Here is a 15811-nt window from a genome sequence, read left to right on the forward strand (position 1 = left end):
GGGGGGTATCCCTTCGGGACTAGCGATGCCGGTCGAGGGCCTTGACTACCAGCTTGGCCGTACGGTCGGCGGTGGTGAACCCCGGCTGCCGGCCCGTGTGGTAGACGATCACCCAGACGTTCGAGAGGCGGAACGAGATCTGAGTCCGGTAGATCGTGTCCACGACGGATTCGCCCCTGGTGAAGCTGTACGCCTCGTCGCCCACGTCCGGGCCGTTGCGGACCTTGGTCCCCGGGTAGCGTTTCGGCTCCTCCTTCATGGTCTTGACCTCCTGCTTCTGGGTCAGGCGCGCGACCGAGGCGTCTCGCAGGCGGTTCGCCGTGACGCTCACGAACGCGCCGTTGTCGGACCGGGTCCACATGCAGGCAGTGCCTGTCTGGTACTGGCGTTTCACCGCGCCGCCGAGTAGTGAGCGCGCCTGGGCGTTGGTCAGCAGGCCACACGCTTCGAAGTCGCGCCCGAACAGCGCCTGGGCGGCCCCCGTCGAGCGGGACGTCGGGGCCGGGGTGGAGGTGTCGCCGATCGTTTCGCTGAAGGTGGCGGTGAAGTTCGGCAGGACCCGCACCAAGACCACCACCCCTGCGGCCAGGGCCAGCACGACCGCCAGCCCGGCGCCCAGGAGGATGAGGGGCACGCGGCTGCGCCTGGGCACAGCGCCGGCCTGGGTCCGCTCGCGGTGCAGGGCCGGGTCGGTTCCGGCCGTCCCGGACGAGGGTCCCGTCCTGGGCGAGGGTCCCGTCCTGAACGAGGGTCCAACGGGCGCCGGGCCCACCTCCGACGGAGCTGGCACGGTGCCCTGGGCGATGGCGTTCAGCCAGTCGGCCGCCTGGCCGGCGGCGCAGCGCCGTACCGGATCCTTCTCCAGGATCGCGGCGAGTACGGGGGCGAGCGGGCCGGCCAGCCGGGCGGGGGCGGGCGGCTGCATGAGCACGGCCGCCATCACGGCGGCCTGGTTGGCGCGGGCGAACGGCGGCCCGCCCTCCACCGCCGTGAACAGCGTGGCGCCGAGCGACCACAGGTCGGCGAGCGGGCCGTCGGTCTCGCCGCGCAGGCGCTCGGGGGCGATGTAGCCGGGGGAGCCGGTGAGCAGGCCGGTCTGGGTGAGCGCGGCGTCCCCGGCGACGGTCGCGATCCCGAAGTCGGTCAGCAGCACCCGTCCGTCGTCGGTGAGCATGACGTTGGCCGGCTTGACGTCCCGGTGCAGTACGCCCGACGCGTGCGCGGCGCCGAGCGCGCCGAGCATCTGGAGGCCGATCCAGGCCACCTGGCGCGGGGGCAGCGGGCCGTTGGTGCGTACGGCCTGGTCGAGGGAGCGTCCGCGGACCAGCTCCATGACGATCCACGGCCGGCCGCCGTCGAGGACGACGTCGTGTACGGTGACGATCGACGGGTGGGAACGCAGCCGCGCCGCGGCCCGCGCCTCGCGTAACGTGCGTTCGGCCAGCTCAGTACGTGCCGCCTCGTCGAGGTCCGGAGGCAGCCGGACCTCCTTGACGGCCACTTCCTGCCGCAGCAGTTCGTCCATCGCCCGCCAGACGGTGCCCATGCCACCCTGGCCGAGCTGCGACAGCAGCCGATAGCGGCCCGCGAGCAGCGTCACCGGACCGCCGCGCTTCGCGCACGTCCAGACGTGTTCTCGGTCCCGGGGCCGCCCACTGCTTCCTCCGCTATCGGGCCTATGCGGACAGAAGTGATATTAGGGGTCCGTGCTGCCGCGTGGGCACTTACTGCGGAGTCGCGCCGGTTCGACTGCCGCCTTCAAAAGGGCCTCCGCTTCGCTCCGGGCGTCCTCCCAGGCGGGCTGACGCCCGCCCCCTGAAGGGCCTCGCTACGCTCGGACCGCCTTCCAAGCACGCTTCGCCTGGTCGGCTGGTTGGAGCGGACTGAGCACGGCGGCAACTCATCGAAACCGGCACCAACTCAGCCTGTATCCCCGAGACCGACCCGTGGGGGATGCCTCCTTGTTGGGCCGTCAACGTCGCCAGCCATACACGCTGCCAGCTTGGAGTGACAGTCAATCCGAAGCTGGATTGATGAGGAGAGCCTGCTGTCAACGGCCGATTGCGTGTGGGTCTGACCCCCAGGCGGCGATGAGGTGGGGGTCGCGTTGGTGATCGTAGCGGCCTGGGACCCGTCAACCCGCTGCGGGTGCCGCCGTGGGCGCACCTGACGGGGCTTGGTCGAGCGCGTGACGGCGGACGCCGCGGATCAGCAGGTAGCCGACCATCCAGAGCTCCCCTACGGTCGCGGGGACGGTGAGAGCGTCTGCGATGCCCTGTGCGCCGGGGGCGAGGTATCCGACGAACGCGCTGAGCAGGTAGCCGATGCCGCCGCCGATGAGAATCCAGCCGAGCGGGCGGGGCATCCAGCCCGAGCGGAGCACGCACGAGCCCATGGGGATGAGCCACAGGCCGAAGAACACTGCTCCCACGCCCCACAGGTTGCCGCTGACCAGGTACAGGACCTGGACGACGGCCGCTGCGTCGCCGATCGGGGCGAGCGCGACCTGGACCGCTGTGGCGAGCAGCGCCGCGCTGGAGAGAATCGCGACCGCGTTGATGAGGCCGAGGGCGGCGATACCGCCGGCGGCAAGCGGGTGTGCGGTGCGGAACAGGCGGTAGAACCATGTCGCTGTGAGGGCTTGGGTGACGACGATGAGCAGCTCTAAGGCGACCCCGGCGCGGGCGAGCGATTCGTGGTCGACCAGGTGGGCGAGCGTCGCACCGGGGTCGCCGGCCGTGAAGAGCTGCGGCCGGATGAGCAGGAAGCCCAGTGCGCCGGTGACGGCGAGGCCGAGGTAGAGCAGCCCGGTCGTGCGGGCGGTGCGGATCAGCGCGTGCATGGTGGCTCTCCTTGCGGGCCGTGTCGGCGCGGCGGCCAGCGACAGATCGACTGTGTGCCTTACCTCGTAAGGTAACTTACGATGTAAGACGCCGACAAGGGGGTGGAAGGCCGATGGCAGCGAAGGCATTCCGCGAGCCGCTCAGCCGCGAGCGCGTGCTGGCGGATGCGGTCGTCCTGGCGGATGCGGAGGGGACCAAGTCGCTGACGATGCGCCGCCTCGCCGCCGACCTCGATGTCGAGGCCATGTCGCTCTAGCCTTCCAAGAAACGCTTCGCCTGGTCGGCTGGTTGGAGCGGACCACGGCGGGGCAGCCCCGATCAATGTGGAGACGTACGCGACTTAGCGGAAAAGTCGCAGAACCCTCTCGGCCTGGCGGTCCAGGGTGCCCATCGGGTTATGAGGTGTCGCCGGCCCATCGGGGCCGAGCTGGAGAAACCAGCCCAGCGCGATCAGGCGGCGGAAGCCCCGCACCCGCTCGGCTTCCCCCGGGGCCAGGTCGATGTGAGCCAGCAGTTGCTCGGCGTCCAGGGCGCCGTCGATGCGGGAGATGTGCTCGGTTACCTCGCCAAGTTCGAAGGCGCGATCGCTGCGGCCGGAGTCTTCCCAGTCAATAAGCCGCAAGCGTCGCTCGTGTCCGTCCCACAGCAGGTTCGCGTGGTTGCCATCCGCTAGCCCGAGGACAGGCGGATGGGGGTTCGTCACGAGCTGGTCAGGATCGCTGGATGCCAGCCAGGCGGATCCCGCTTGGAGGGCGTGCCGCACAAGGGGGTTCGCGCCGAGGTCGGGTCGCTTGTCGGCCCAGACGCGGGCTTTGTTCAGAGCTGCGGCGGGCCCCCAGGAGGCGGGGGCGACTCCTTCCACCACCCGAGTAGGGATTGCCTGATGCAATCGGTTCACGGCGGTGGCCATCGCGCTGACCTGCTCGTCCGTGGCATGCTCGCCGCGCAGGACACGGCCGGGCAGCCTGGTCATCACGATCGTGGGTGGGTGAGCGTCGAGTGCGGCGTCCAAAGGCGTGGGTGCGAGGTCAGGCGCGTGTTCGGCGAGCAGTGTGAGTGCAGCCCACTCCCGGTGGGGCTCTCCTCGCCCCCATGATGTGTAGCGCTTGATCACGACGTCGTCGCTGAATTCGAGGCTGTGAGTGCATCGGCCAGCCGTCATGTGCTCGCGTCGCCCTTTCTGTTCCTCAGACCCGAGGACAAGAACGGTCACGTCCAGCAAAGGGAAGGAAAGGGCTTGAGACTACCGCAGGTCGCGGCCCTGTTCTCAGCTCTGCTAACCAAGCCCAAGTTCATGGTCCACGCGGCTTCGGGATTCTCATACTTCATCTGACATGCCCGGAAATCAGTGCGCTCCACATGGCATTTGCCACATGGAAGGACCAGCGTTCACTCTCATGAATGACGGCCTTCCCGGCCCGGAGAGCTGTCCTGCGAATGAACCGCAACCCGCCGAGCGCGATCAGTTCGTAAAAGACCTCATCGCAGTCGCAGGTCCACTGCATTACTCGGCCGTCCGGCTCACCCCCGCGTGGAGCGTTCCATGCCAGCTCCTCGTAGCGCGACTGGACAGCGGACACGTGCGGCGCTGTGCAATGAGGGGGAAACTGCCAGGGGCCGAGTACCCAGTTCACCTCTTCACCTCAGGCCCTCTGCGCGCGACCCCGGCCATCACGCCTTCCCCGGCGAAGACAGGCACGGCCTGACCCGTGAACGTCTCCGCCCAGACCGCGCGCTGCCCCGCGCCCAACAGGCGCACGCCCCACTTGAGCGCGATCTGCTCGACCAGCCACAGACCGCGCCCGTGACAGTCGTCATCGCCGGACGCGCGCGATCGAGGAACGGTGTTCGCCCCGTCGTCGGTCACCTCGATGCGAACGATCTCGGCATCAACGGCGACGACCTCCACCGTCATCACCCCACCATGCAGCCCCGAAGCGGTATGAATCAGCGCGTTGCTGGCCAACTCACTCACGATCAACTGCACATCCTCCACAACCCGATGCCCTGCCGCTGCCAGCATCTCCCCGACGCAATGACGAGCCACCGCCACCGACTGCGCCACCCCCGGCAACACGACTTCACCAAGAAACCGCTCGTTCACCGCGCCACCTCCCAGAACCTGCGTAGCCGCGTTCATGTCGTACGCATCCACTCATCGACCCCGACCGTGACCCCACGTGAAGATTCACTGCTGACCTCTCAAAGCCGCTCTCACGTACAGAAGACCCCGCGCTGTGCGTATGGCGATGAACGGTTCAACCGTCGATGGACACTCCACCGCGTGAGACAGCCCGAATTGCGACAGATCCCATTAAAGTCGCACTAAGTTTATAAATAGCTACTCTTCGTAGTCGAATTTACGCATAAAAGACCCCTCCTCCGGTTGGTCATTGAGCAGACGTGCGGCGAGTTGATGTGCGACGTCGATTCAGCGGCAACACTCATGCGCACGTGTGAGCACGTGCATAGTGTGCAGTCGTTTCCAGAGTTTTGGCAACTGCCATTCAAGCGGAATCTGCCATGGGTAAGTCAGTTGCTACCTTTATCTCACTGATTCACCCTTGGCGTGGGAGACTGCTGCTGCCGCACCGAGAGGATGATCGTGTGACAAGCCAGAGCCCTACCGTCCGGCGTCGGCGATTGGCCGCAGAGCTTCGCCGTCTCCGTGAACAGCGCGGACTGAGCATTGACCAGGTCTCTGCCGCCGGGAACTGGCATGCAACGAAGCTGAGCCGCATGGAAACCGGGCGCCGTGGAGCGTCAACGGCGGATGTGCGTACGCTCTTGAAGCTCTACAAGGTTCCGGAAACGGAAGCCGAGGCATTGCTTACCCTGGCCCGCGAAGCTCGGGAGAGGGGATGGTGGGAGGCATATCGGGACGTGTTGCCACCCCGGCATTCAACCTACATCGGCCTCGAAGCAGATGCGGCGTCGGTGCGCAACTACGAGAGCCTGCTTGTCCCGGGTCTTCTCCAGACGGCGCGTTATGCGCGAGCGGTAATCGGCGCGGGCTTGAGAGGGGCTTCTGAAGACGAGGTAGAGAGTCGCGTCGCGGTCCGCCTGGCTCGCCAATCACTTCTCCGAGAAGGTCGACTTCACCTGTCCGCGATCGTCGATGAGGCAGCCATCCGACGACTGGTTGGCGACCGCTCTGTCATGGAGGAGCAGATCGATCACATCGCGGAGATGTCCAAACTCGCCAACGTGTCATTCCAGGTCATTCCCTACTCGGCAGGGGCACACCCAGGTATGACCGGCTCGTTCTCAATCTTGGAATTTCCCCCCGAGACCGACGCGGACGTGGTCTACATCGACTCGGCGGCGGGAGATCTCTTCGTGGAACGGGAATCCGAAGTGTCTCGATATACACTAGATTTTGGCAACCTTCAAGAGATTGCGGCGAGTCCAACCGATTCCGTTCGGTTCATCTCAGACTCCCAAGGGGTAGGTAGCGATGCACGACGAGCTTGATCTGACGCAAGCACGCTGGCGAAAGAGTTCGCTGAGCAGTGCCAATGGACAGTGTGTGGAGATCGCCCGAGTTGGCGATCATGTCGCCGTCAGGGATAGCAAGAACCCTAGCGGCCCGAGTCTTGTCTTCAACTCCGGTGAATGGAAGGCGTTCATCGGAGGAGCCAAGAATGGGGAGTTCGACCTCCCGTGATGTGATAAATCCGCCAAGGGAAGACGCACATAATGCCGCGCCCCTGGCGCGGGCCGAGGCAGGGGAATGGTCAGGCGGAGCAGCGTGTGACGGGCGTCGCAGGGGTGCTGATAACCCTGACCTATAGTTCCTGGTCAGTCGCTCACCCGAGAGAGCTGACAGGTCTGTGGCGGTAGATCACGACTGAATGTAGAGCCTGGTTCTGGGGTTCAAGGGGGTTGCGGGCTGAGGCGTCGGGGACGAACTGAGCTGGTTTGGGCCGGGACTCAGTAGTAGGCCAGGTTCACGGCCAGGGCGGCCGCCGCCAGCGTGAAGAACACGGACCAGGCGCCGAAGTGGTGGTCACGAGCCCGCAGATGTACGCAGAACGCGCCGAGGAAGTACAACACGAGGCCGGCGGCGGCGAGTAGGCCCAGCATCGGAACGGCGAACCCGGCCAGCAGTCCCAGCGAGCCCGCCGCCAGCATCATGCCCAGCGGGAGCATCCAGGAACGGGGCACGCGAAGCTGGTCCGCCTGCTTCTTGGGGTATTCATGGCCGATGAGGTTGGCGATGGCGGCCAGGCCGACGACGGCCGAGGCGAGGAGAGTGATCACGAGGTAGGCGGCGAACACGATGGTCCCCTTGTCCGTGCGAGTGATAGGCCGGTTGCGCACTACACGGACGAGATGAGCTGCCGGGAACGTGACATGCCCGGCGTGCGATATGGGTCATGGCTCCGTCGGTCGACGCCAGGGATGGCGTCACATCGGTTGAGCGCCAGGTGCATGAGGTGGTGAAGGTCGCCCACCTGTGGTGCCAACGGGCTGGTCAGACCGCGTTGGCGGGGGTCCACGACCATGTCCACATCGCTCGCCGGCGCCTGTCGGGCTCGCATGTCGGCGTACCCCCGATCGTGCAGAGGACGGCTTATCAGGCAATTCCGGCCGGATGGTCCCAAGACTCCGACTGGCTTCAACGGTCGGCGTTGGTCACATAAAGATCGCAGACGAAGTCGAGGGATTCTTTCGGGCGGCCTCGAGGACCTGCTGGCCAGATTGAGCGACATGAACAGAGAAGCTGCGCCATCTTGAAGTAGCTGATCAGGGTGGTGGCGTGAGGGCCGTTCGGGTGCTCGGGCTGGTGGTGGGCGGCAGCCTGAGGTGTAGATCGTCTGGCAGGGTTGGTTTTGCGGGTTCCGAAGCTCGATCGCCGGTTACCGGAAAGTCATATTCAGCGCGGTACAGCTCCGTCCTGCCAGCGGTAGAGGTCGCGCAGCAGGGAAATCTCGGCGCCGTGATGGATCAGCTCCCTGTTGACGTGCAGGACGATGCCCTCCATGGGAAACTGCTCGGGACCCACCGGGGGCGGATTCTCCAGGTCAGCGTCCGAGAGCTCGCGGACCCCCGCGTTCCATCTCCCATACATGTCATCGAGCTGCTTTAGCGCCTCGTCAGCGGTCCCCGCGTAGGCGAATGTCTGGGAGTCGACGTCCTGGCCGCCGAAGTGCCATCCGACCCGATAGCCGAGGCAGGAGACGATGATGTGCGCCAGCCGCCATGCAATCGTGGTCACCGGCGCCGGCACCGGGGCGGGGGACGCGGAGTCCATCATCCATTCCCCTGAACCTGCCGACATCGGTGTGGCCGACGTGTCACGTGGGCGGATGCTCCAGCAGTCGCGCACCGGCTCCCAGAAGTACTCCTCATCTGCAAGACCGTCCAGCCGCGGCCGCAGGTTCTTGTGCCAGTGCCGGTCCAGCTGGTCCGCGAGTCGCTCGCTTCTTGTCATTTCGGCACACTACAGACAACGGAGACCTGGCTGCGACCACCAGCCTGCCGTACCGAACCCCGCCGCATCACCCTCGAAGGATTGACGAAGTCGATCACTTAGCATGATCACCATGCATCGCAGTCGTGTGTACGCCCTCCTGATCGACACCCCCACGCCGGAGGCTGAGGCGGCGGCCGCGTTCTGGGCTGCGGCGCTGGGGGCCACGGCTCGTCCGCTGCCTTCCGAGGAGCAGTTCATCTCGCTGCACGGTGCCTTGCCCGAGCCCGGCCCGCTCGTGGCCGTGCAGTCGGTCGACGACGCGCCCCGCTTCCACGTGGACATCGAGACCGACGACGTCGAGGCGGAGACCCGGCGCCTGCTCTCCCTGGGCGCGAGTGAGGTGGCGCGGTGGCAGGAGTGCCGTACCCTGCGCGTCCCCGGCGGGCATCTCATGTGCGTGCTGCCTGTGGAGAGCGACCGCGCGGTGTTCGAGTCCGAGGCCAAGACCTGGCCCTGAGTCTGCCGCTGGTAGACCAGGCGGGTGGGGGCCGGAGTGGGCGTCTCGACTGTCGATGGCCTGTGACAGTGCACGAGGCGAAGGCGTGCTCAGGGGCTGGGCCGAATATGTGATGCGCGCCGTGCCGGTCGGCCCGTACGGTTGCGCCCATGCCGACGACTGGCTCGCCTCTGTCCGCGTATCCCCCGCTGAACGTGCAGGTGCACACACCTCGGCTGTCCTTGCTCGGGGCGACAGATGAGCTCCTAGAACGCCTGGTCCCGACGGTGCGCAAGGGTGTGGCCGTCAAGCCCCCGTGGCCCTTCGACGATCCGATGTCCCTCTATGCGGACAGCCCGGAGCGCGAGTGGGGTTGGCTGCGGGCGGTGTGGCGTGGCCGGGGCCAGGTCAGTGAGAGCCTGTGGCGCCTGTACTTCGTCGTAGTCGTCGACGGCGAACCGGTGGGCATGCAGGATCTGATCGGCCGCGACTTCGCCGCGTTCGGCACGGTCACCACATTCTCCTGGCTCAGCCCGGACGTTCGGGGCGGCGGCCTGGGCAAGGAGATGCGGCAGGCAGTGCTGCAGCTGGCTTTCGACGGGCTCGGGGCCCGTGAGGCGGGCAGCGATGCCTTCGTCGACAACCACGCCTCGAACCGCGTTTCGCAGGCACTGGGTTACGTGCCGAACGGCGTCGACTGGGACACCCGGCGCGGCGAGCCGGCAGAGATCAGGCGGTGGCGGCTGACCCGGGAGCAGTGGATCAAGCGACGGCGCGACGACATCGAACTCGTCGCCGTCGGCGACTGCCTGCCAGTCCTCGGGATTGGCCCACCACCAGCCGACTGACCAACAAACCTTCCAGGGAGGGTGTGACTCCTCCCGTCGGAAGCGCTGATTTGCAAGTTCGCTGATGGGGGCTGTGGCCGGGGTGACGTCCTTCTACCGCGGCTCGTGCTCGGGTGGAGGAGTTGGAGTCCCGGATCGCGGAGTTGACCGCTCGTCTGGAGGTCGAGCGGGAGGCGTGGTCGCGGCTGCGGGTGACGCGGGAGACGGTGACTGAGGTGATTTCGGAGCTCGCGGGGTGGCCGACTTCTTGCACCGCGTGGGCCCTAAGTCTGTTCTTTAACCTTCGAGGTCGCGTTTGTCGGTCAGGGCCGTGGGCCGCTTGTTGACTTTCCCCAGTTCATAGCGGGGAGCGCGGCGCTGGGTGCGGGAGCCAAGCGGTCGTCCAAGGCCGGTTGGCGAAGCGAGACGCTAACATCGCCGAATGCCGAATCCAGCGGAAGTTGAACATGTCGATGTCACGGCAGCGTTGATCGCTGAGGGGTCCGGTGATACGGCAGGGTCACCGACCCGGATAAGGGGAGGCTGGTGCGTTACCGGGATCGATGACTCTGCGTCGCTGCTGATGAAGACTTGCAGGTCGTCGCACGTTTTGCGCCGCCCGACGGAGTCGACCTGACCGGCGCATCCGAGGATGAGGAGATATTCCGTGGGCATGCGTCTGCGGTAAGCGAAGATGGCCAGTGGGCCGCATTCGCGGGTTTCGGGCAAATCGCAGCGGTCGGTGTCGAGGGTGAGATCGTTTGGCAGACACGCCATCCCCACATGAGAGGCCGCCACGCCTGGCAACGGTGGTTACCACCTCACGGGAGCCGCTCACCTCGATCCCAGAATACGAGGAAGCTCTTACCAAATCCGTCTACGTGCCAGAACTCGACGAGCTGATCGAACCGCTGAGCGATGAGCTGATCGCTGCAAATGAAGGGCAGCGGGACAGCGGAGGCACTTTGATCGGAGTCGACAAGCTCTCCCCCGCAGTGCCGGATCCCGGCGATAGCGACGACACCACCAATCCAGACGGTGAGGACACGACACCGCCGCGGGTAGTGGCGACAGAGCCGAGCAGCGGCGCCACCGATGTCTCCCTGGGCTCCCAGCTCGGGGTAACGTTCTCGGAGGAGATCTTCGATCCAGAGTTCGTGGTGAAGAGCACGCAGGGTGCCCAGATCCAGGGCACTACCCTGCTGGACGCCACCAAGAAGATCGCGACTTTCACTCCCATGCAGCCGCTTCACCCCGGCGCAATGTACACCGTCGAGGTCTCAGGAGCGATCGACGCGTGGGAGAATGAGATGGTTCCCTACACCTGGTCCTTCCGCACCATCGATCAGGCGGCCGCCAACTGGACGTTCGACGAGGGCGCTGGAAAGACTGCCGCCGACTCGTCCGGCAACGGTCACAACGCATCGCTCAGCAACACCGCGGCCTGGATCGGCGGCAAGAGCAGGAACGCGATCTCCAACGTGCCGTCGCAGGCGCGGATCGCCGCCTCTCAGTCGGCGGCCACGCAGGGCAAGCCCGTCGAGGTCGTCGACGAGACGACCGCCACCAGCATTACTTACGCCCAGCCTGACGGGAAGACGTTCAAGACCGAGGTCACGACCGGTCCGGTGCGGACCAGGCAGGGCACCGGCTGGGCGTCGATCGACACCACGCTGGCCGAGCAGGGCGGCAAGCTGCGGCCCAAGGCTATCGCCGAGGACACGGCCGTGGAGATCTCCGCCGGCGGCACGGACCCGTTCGTGAAGATGTCCGTCGACGGCAAGTCGTACGCGCTGCGCTGGCCGACGCCGCTGCCGAAGCCGACGGTCAAGGGCAGTGTCGTCACCTACATCGACGCCGCGGGCGTGGGCGCCGACTTGGTGGTGACGGTGTTGCCGACCGGGTTCCGGCATGAGGTGGTGCTGCGTCAGCGGCCGTCCAAGCCGCTGGAGCTGCGCATCGGCGTCGAAGACGAGGGCCTGACCCTGTCCGAGGGCAAGGCCGGCCGGCTGCTGCTGAAGGGCAAGGACAAGAAGCTGGTCGCCTCGGCACCACAGCCGTCCATGTGGGACGGCAGCGCCAAGGGCCGTCACACACTGGCCGAGAGCTCCAAGGTCAACACCGAGGTGGCCACCAAGGATGGCCGCACCGAGCTGGTGCTCAAACCCGATCACCGGTTCCTGGCCGATTCCGCCACCACCTACCCGGTCCGGATACAGCCTCTGGCGGCGTCGACGAGCAGTGAGGACGTCACGCTCGCCAGCACCGACACGGTGGACTGGCCGGCGTCCCCCGGCAACCCGATCATGATCGCCGGCGTGCAGCAGGACCAGAAAATGCGCTCGTACCTGCGCTTCCCCACCGGAAGTCTGCAGGGCCAGACAGTGACCGACGCGAAGGCGTCGCTGTACAACTTCGAAAGCTCGGCCTGTGGAGCGTCGGTCGGTGACGGCCTTCAGGTTCGCCGAGTAACCGGCGCCTGGAACATCGACAACCTCTACTGGGCGAACAAGCCGGCCGCGACCACCGAGGACGCGCAGATCAACAAGGCCGGCTACGACCTCGCCTGCTCCGGCGGAGCTCAGCGCCTGGAGTGGAACGTCACCGGCATCGCCCAGGACTGGGCCGCCGGAGCCGCCGACCACGGCCTGGTGGTGCAGTCACCGACCGAGGGCACCGCGAACAACTGGCGCTACCTCACTGCCTCCGAAGACACCGACTTCAACCAGCCGCCCACGCTGACCATCACCACCAGCGGGCCGGTATCGAACCCGGTCGTCTCGAACCTCGCCATCACGCCATCACGCCGGCACAGAGCGTGAACGGCATCACCGTGACCAGTTCGCTCACCCCGCAACTGGCCGCCACCGTCGCCGACACCGCGAGCGGCCGTCTCAACGGCGAGTTCGAGGTCGAGCACGACCCCGCCGCGACCGGACAGGGCACCGGCCAGATCTGGGCCGGCGCCTCTGCGGTGACCGCCTCCGGCGGGCAGGCCACGGTAAGCGTCCCCGCGGGCAAGCTGGCCGATGGCTGGAAGATCCGCTGGCGGGCCCGCGCGGCCAATGTCACCGCGGCCACCGCCTCGGCGTGGTCGTCCTGGCAGACGGCCACCGTGGATGTGCCCAACCCGACGGTCGGCGCCTTCGCAGTCACCCCCTCTCAGGTGGTGAACGGCGTCACCACGGCCACCAGCCTGACCCCAGCCCTGCGCACCACGGTCACCGACCCGGCCGCACAGCCAGTACGAGCCGAATTTGAGGTTGAGCACGACCCGGCCGCGACCGGACAGGGCACCGGCCAGATCTGGGCCGGCGCTGTCGACAACGTTGCCTCCGGCACCCAAGCCGCGGCGACCGTCCCCGACGGAAAGCTGACCGACAGGTGGAAGGTGCGCTGGCGGGCCCGCGCGATCAACACCGCCACCACAGTCGGATCGCCGTGGTCGGACTGGCAGGCCCTGACTGTCGATGTGCCGGACCCGGTCTCCGAACCGGCCGTGGGCGCGCTCCAGGTCACCCCGTCCCAGCAGGTAGACGGCACCACCGTCACCCCCACCGTCACCCCGGCCCTGCTGGCCCAGGTGAGCGACCCCGCCGGGAAGCCCCTGCGGGCCGAGGCCGAGATCGAGCACGACCCGGCCGCACCCGAAGGCCAAGGGAACAGCCAGATCTGGACCGGTAGCGCCGACAACGTCCCGGCTGGCACCCAGGCGAACATCACGGTCCCGGCGGACAAGCTGGCCGACGGGTGGAAGGTGCGCTGGCGGGCTCGCGCGGTCTCGGCCACCGCCGCCTCTGCCTGGTCGGATTGGCAGTCCTTCACTGTCAGGTTGCCCAAGCCCACCGCCACTGGCTTGACCGTCACCCCGTCGAAGGTGGTGGAGGGCGTGACGGTGACCACCGCGCTCACCCCCACGCTGCAGGCCACGCTCACCCACCCGACTGGCCAGGCGCTGCGGGCCGAAGCCGAGATGGAGCACGACCCGGCCGCGACCGGGCAGGGCACCGGCCAGATCTGGACTGGCGCCGTGGATAGCGTGGCCTCCGGCACCCAGGTGAGCATCGCGGTCCCGGCGGGCAAGCTGGCTGACGGATGGAAGGTGCGTTGGCGCCTGCGCGCGGTCTCTGACCAGGCCGCCTCGGCCTGGTCAGACTGGCAACAGGTCACCATCGACGTCACCCAACCCGGCGAAGAGCCCCTGGCCCAGACCTCCGGCCCGGCGATCCGCAGCGACCAGAGCTTCACCACGGCCGCCTGGCTGCGCTGGAGCAATAAGGATGGCGACTACATCGTCCTCGAGCAGAAGGGCACCCACCAGGCGCCCTTCCGCCTCGGCAATACCGCCGATCATGGTCTGGTATTCACCTTCACCAGCACTGACGCCACCAGTGCGACGGTCGAAGGCGTGTTGTCCGGGGTCGAGTCGCCCGTCGATGAGTGGTTCCACCTAGCGGGCGTGTACGATGCGGACACCCGCACAGCCACCTTGTACCTGAACGGGGCACAGTCCGGGACCGCGCAGTTGTCCTTCCCCGCCTGGAACGCCCAGGCCTCGCTACGGATCGGCGCGGCGATGGCAGGGAGCATCGACGAGGTCCAAATCTACCAACGCCCGTTCAGCGCTGATGAGGTCGCCAGTGTGATGGCCCCGGCTCTGACGCCTGTGGCTGTGCGCGCACAGCAGGAGACCGCGTCTACCCAGGCCGTGGCTGCGACCGGCGACTTTGATTACGAGCGCATCAATCTGCAAACATGCCAGGTCAGCGGAAGCGAAACCGGGCATGGCGAGTACGATGCGCGAATCCGCGAACTGCCGTACAACTCCTGCTGGTCCTCCTACCTCCAAGTAAACGACTACGTAGAGGACGAGTCGAGCGGCAGATTGGTGAAAGCCGGCTGTAAAAGCCTGTTCAAGAATCCGGTCCTCAATTGGGCCTGCAAGCAGCTGGATGAGCCGTTCGATGAAGACCTCGCCCTCCGCTTCCGGGCCACGGTAGTCATCCACAGCTATCTCGGAAACGCGACCGGAACCGGTGTGGTGGATGGGGCCGGAACCGGCATCAAGCCGACGGACATGAAGATGTTCATCCAGCTCGATGATTTCGCGCTCATCGGTGAAGACGGGCATGTGGTCAAGCCCGGGAACCAGTTGAGCGACCTGCCCATCACAACGAGACTGGATATTCCGGATCCTCCTCTCACAAATGAGGGCTGCACTACTGGCGACGGAGAAAAGAAGAAGGATATCTCTACATGGCAATCCAGCCCGTACGATACCTTCAACATTCGAACGGCCATCGATAATCCGGGCGTAATCACCTGCGCGTTCCATCCCGAGGTCGTGCTCTACACCGACCTTGGGCGGGAGTGGTTGCGCCTGCCCCTCTTCAGCCAGAAGGTCATTGACGTCAAGGGCGAGTGGGTCGGCGTCGCACGCGAGGGTAAGGACGTGCCCGCGGGCTGGAAGCGATGGATGCCCCACTTCCGCTGCGACAGCCTCGCGTTCGGCGCGGGTGACCCGCAGGTCGAGGATCGCGTCGGCGGCTGCATCAACACCAGATCGAAACGCGTATTCGTTATGTCCACCAGAAGCGGCACGGAATTCCCAGAGACAGCCCAGCACATCAAGGACGCTCTCAACCCCGCAACGAACAAGAGTACCTACCCGCCTAAACGTGAAGGAGAGTACGAGGTCCCGAATCCGCCGAGCAGGGCTGTCCTCGGCACTGAGCAGCCCAAGCGCATCCCGTAGAGCTCGTCCGGCACGCTCCATGAGTTCTCCCGCTTGGGTGCTGACCAGCTCTCGGCGATCGGGGGATCGACATCGCGGAGCCAGCCGACTTCTTTGACACGCAGCAGACAGCAGTCATCGTCGCTGCCCCACCCGTTGGCGAACAGGAGAAACTGCCGGTAACCTGGCGGCAGCTCCATGCCCAGCCGCTCTTCAAGCTGGCGGACCTCTGCTTCGGTAGCCGGGGGATGCAGATCGCCGAGTGGACTGACTGTCGGGTAATCAGAACTTTTGGTAACCGGAGGCCTTACAGGGAAGCGTTCAGACCATGCGTACTGGGCACTCATGTAAAAAAAATACCCCGTTTCGAGTGGCTGCTGCACGTGCAGCACAAAGCTAGCCTCGATGTTTCGTGAGGGTGGTTGGGTCGCGTACTGACTTGGGCCACCTGCGTGTTTTCAGCGGTGGGTCAGCCAGGCGGCCCGGCTATCG

15 protein-coding genes are annotated in these 15811 nt (G+C 66.2%); 7 read left to right on the top strand and 8 right to left on the bottom strand.

The genetic code is table 11. The features are described 5' to 3' along the window. Window positions 1-19 precede the first annotated feature (19 nt). Together AB0J16_RS08715 and AB0J16_RS08720 are read right to left on the bottom strand one after the other, a co-directional pair. Window positions 20-1600 (bottom strand): protein kinase, encoded by a 1581-nt coding sequence (locus AB0J16_RS08715; RefSeq protein WP_358536089.1) that lies wholly within the window; start codon window positions 1598-1600, stop codon window positions 20-22. 534 nt (window positions 1601-2134) lie between these two features. Continuing rightward, window positions 2135-2842: a DUF4386 domain-containing protein gene (locus tag AB0J16_RS08720; RefSeq protein ID WP_358536091.1), complete on the bottom strand. Its 708-nt coding sequence runs from the start codon at window positions 2840-2842 to the stop codon at window positions 2135-2137. Between the two features lie 113 nt (window positions 2843-2955). On the opposite strand from AB0J16_RS08720, the gene AB0J16_RS08725 reads away from it, so the two are divergent. After that, window positions 2956-3099, top strand: coding sequence for a hypothetical protein (locus AB0J16_RS08725; RefSeq protein WP_358536093.1), 144 nt, complete (start codon window positions 2956-2958; stop codon window positions 3097-3099). 84 nt (window positions 3100-3183) lie between these two features. Here the strand turns inward: AB0J16_RS08725 and AB0J16_RS08730 are convergent, their stop codons facing one another. The 3 genes from AB0J16_RS08730 to AB0J16_RS08740 form a co-directional block, all read right to left on the bottom strand. After that, window positions 3184-4056 (bottom strand): aminoglycoside phosphotransferase family protein, encoded by an 873-nt coding sequence (locus AB0J16_RS08730; protein ID WP_358536095.1) that lies wholly within the window; start codon window positions 4054-4056, stop codon window positions 3184-3186. Between the two features lie 112 nt (window positions 4057-4168). Further along, entirely contained in the window at window positions 4169-4477 is a 309-nt protein-coding gene (locus AB0J16_RS08735) for a hypothetical protein (RefSeq protein ID WP_358536097.1), read from the bottom strand. Next, window positions 4474-4947: an ATP-binding protein gene (locus tag AB0J16_RS08740; RefSeq protein ID WP_358536099.1), complete on the bottom strand. Its 474-nt coding sequence runs from the start codon at window positions 4945-4947 to the stop codon at window positions 4474-4476. The genes AB0J16_RS08735 and AB0J16_RS08740 overlap by 4 nt, the downstream gene beginning before the upstream one ends. Window positions 4948-5366: 419 nt before the next feature. Here AB0J16_RS08740 and AB0J16_RS08745 point away from each other — a divergent pair, with 419 nt between their 5' ends. Both AB0J16_RS08745 and AB0J16_RS08750 read left to right on the top strand, forming a co-directional pair. Continuing rightward, window positions 5367-6317: a helix-turn-helix transcriptional regulator gene (locus tag AB0J16_RS08745; protein WP_358536101.1), complete on the top strand. Its 951-nt coding sequence runs from the start codon at window positions 5367-5369 to the stop codon at window positions 6315-6317. Then, window positions 6301-6510: a DUF397 domain-containing protein gene (locus tag AB0J16_RS08750; protein WP_358536103.1), complete on the top strand. Its 210-nt coding sequence runs from the start codon at window positions 6301-6303 to the stop codon at window positions 6508-6510. Before AB0J16_RS08745 ends, AB0J16_RS08750 begins: the two co-directional genes overlap by 17 nt. A gap of 266 nt (window positions 6511-6776) precedes the next feature. Here the strand turns inward: AB0J16_RS08750 and AB0J16_RS08755 are convergent, their stop codons facing one another. Further along, window positions 6777-7166 (bottom strand): DoxX family protein, encoded by a 390-nt coding sequence (locus tag AB0J16_RS08755; RefSeq protein WP_358536105.1) that lies wholly within the window; start codon window positions 7164-7166, stop codon window positions 6777-6779. A gap of 556 nt (window positions 7167-7722) precedes the next feature. Further along, window positions 7723-8280, bottom strand: coding sequence for a DinB family protein (locus tag AB0J16_RS08760; protein ID WP_358536107.1), 558 nt, complete (start codon window positions 8278-8280; stop codon window positions 7723-7725). A gap of 112 nt (window positions 8281-8392) precedes the next feature. Between AB0J16_RS08760 and AB0J16_RS08765 the strand changes: the two genes are divergently transcribed. From AB0J16_RS08765 to AB0J16_RS08780, 4 genes are all read left to right on the top strand, one after another. Then, a complete protein-coding gene (locus tag AB0J16_RS08765; protein ID WP_358536109.1) occupies window positions 8393-8779 on the top strand; it encodes a VOC family protein in 387 nt (128 codons plus the stop codon). Between the two features lie 149 nt (window positions 8780-8928). Further along, window positions 8929-9606 (top strand): GNAT family protein, encoded by a 678-nt coding sequence (locus AB0J16_RS08770; protein WP_358536111.1) that lies wholly within the window; start codon window positions 8929-8931, stop codon window positions 9604-9606. 860 nt (window positions 9607-10466) lie between these two features. After that, entirely contained in the window at window positions 10467-12407 is a 1941-nt protein-coding gene (locus AB0J16_RS08775; protein WP_358536113.1) for a DNRLRE domain-containing protein, read from the top strand. After that, window positions 12404-15340: a LamG domain-containing protein gene (locus tag AB0J16_RS08780; RefSeq protein ID WP_358536115.1), complete on the top strand. Its 2937-nt coding sequence runs from the start codon at window positions 12404-12406 to the stop codon at window positions 15338-15340. The genes AB0J16_RS08775 and AB0J16_RS08780 overlap by 4 nt, the downstream gene beginning before the upstream one ends. Here AB0J16_RS08780 and AB0J16_RS08785 read toward each other — a convergent pair. After that, window positions 15250-15666, bottom strand: coding sequence for an SMI1/KNR4 family protein (locus AB0J16_RS08785; protein ID WP_358536158.1), 417 nt, complete (start codon window positions 15664-15666; stop codon window positions 15250-15252). The genes AB0J16_RS08780 and AB0J16_RS08785 overlap by 91 nt on opposite strands. Between the last annotated feature and the right edge of the window lie 145 nt (window positions 15667-15811).

The organism is Nonomuraea sp. NPDC049750 (assembly GCF_040659625.1).
GTDB lineage: Bacteria > Actinomycetota > Actinomycetes > Streptosporangiales > Streptosporangiaceae > Nonomuraea.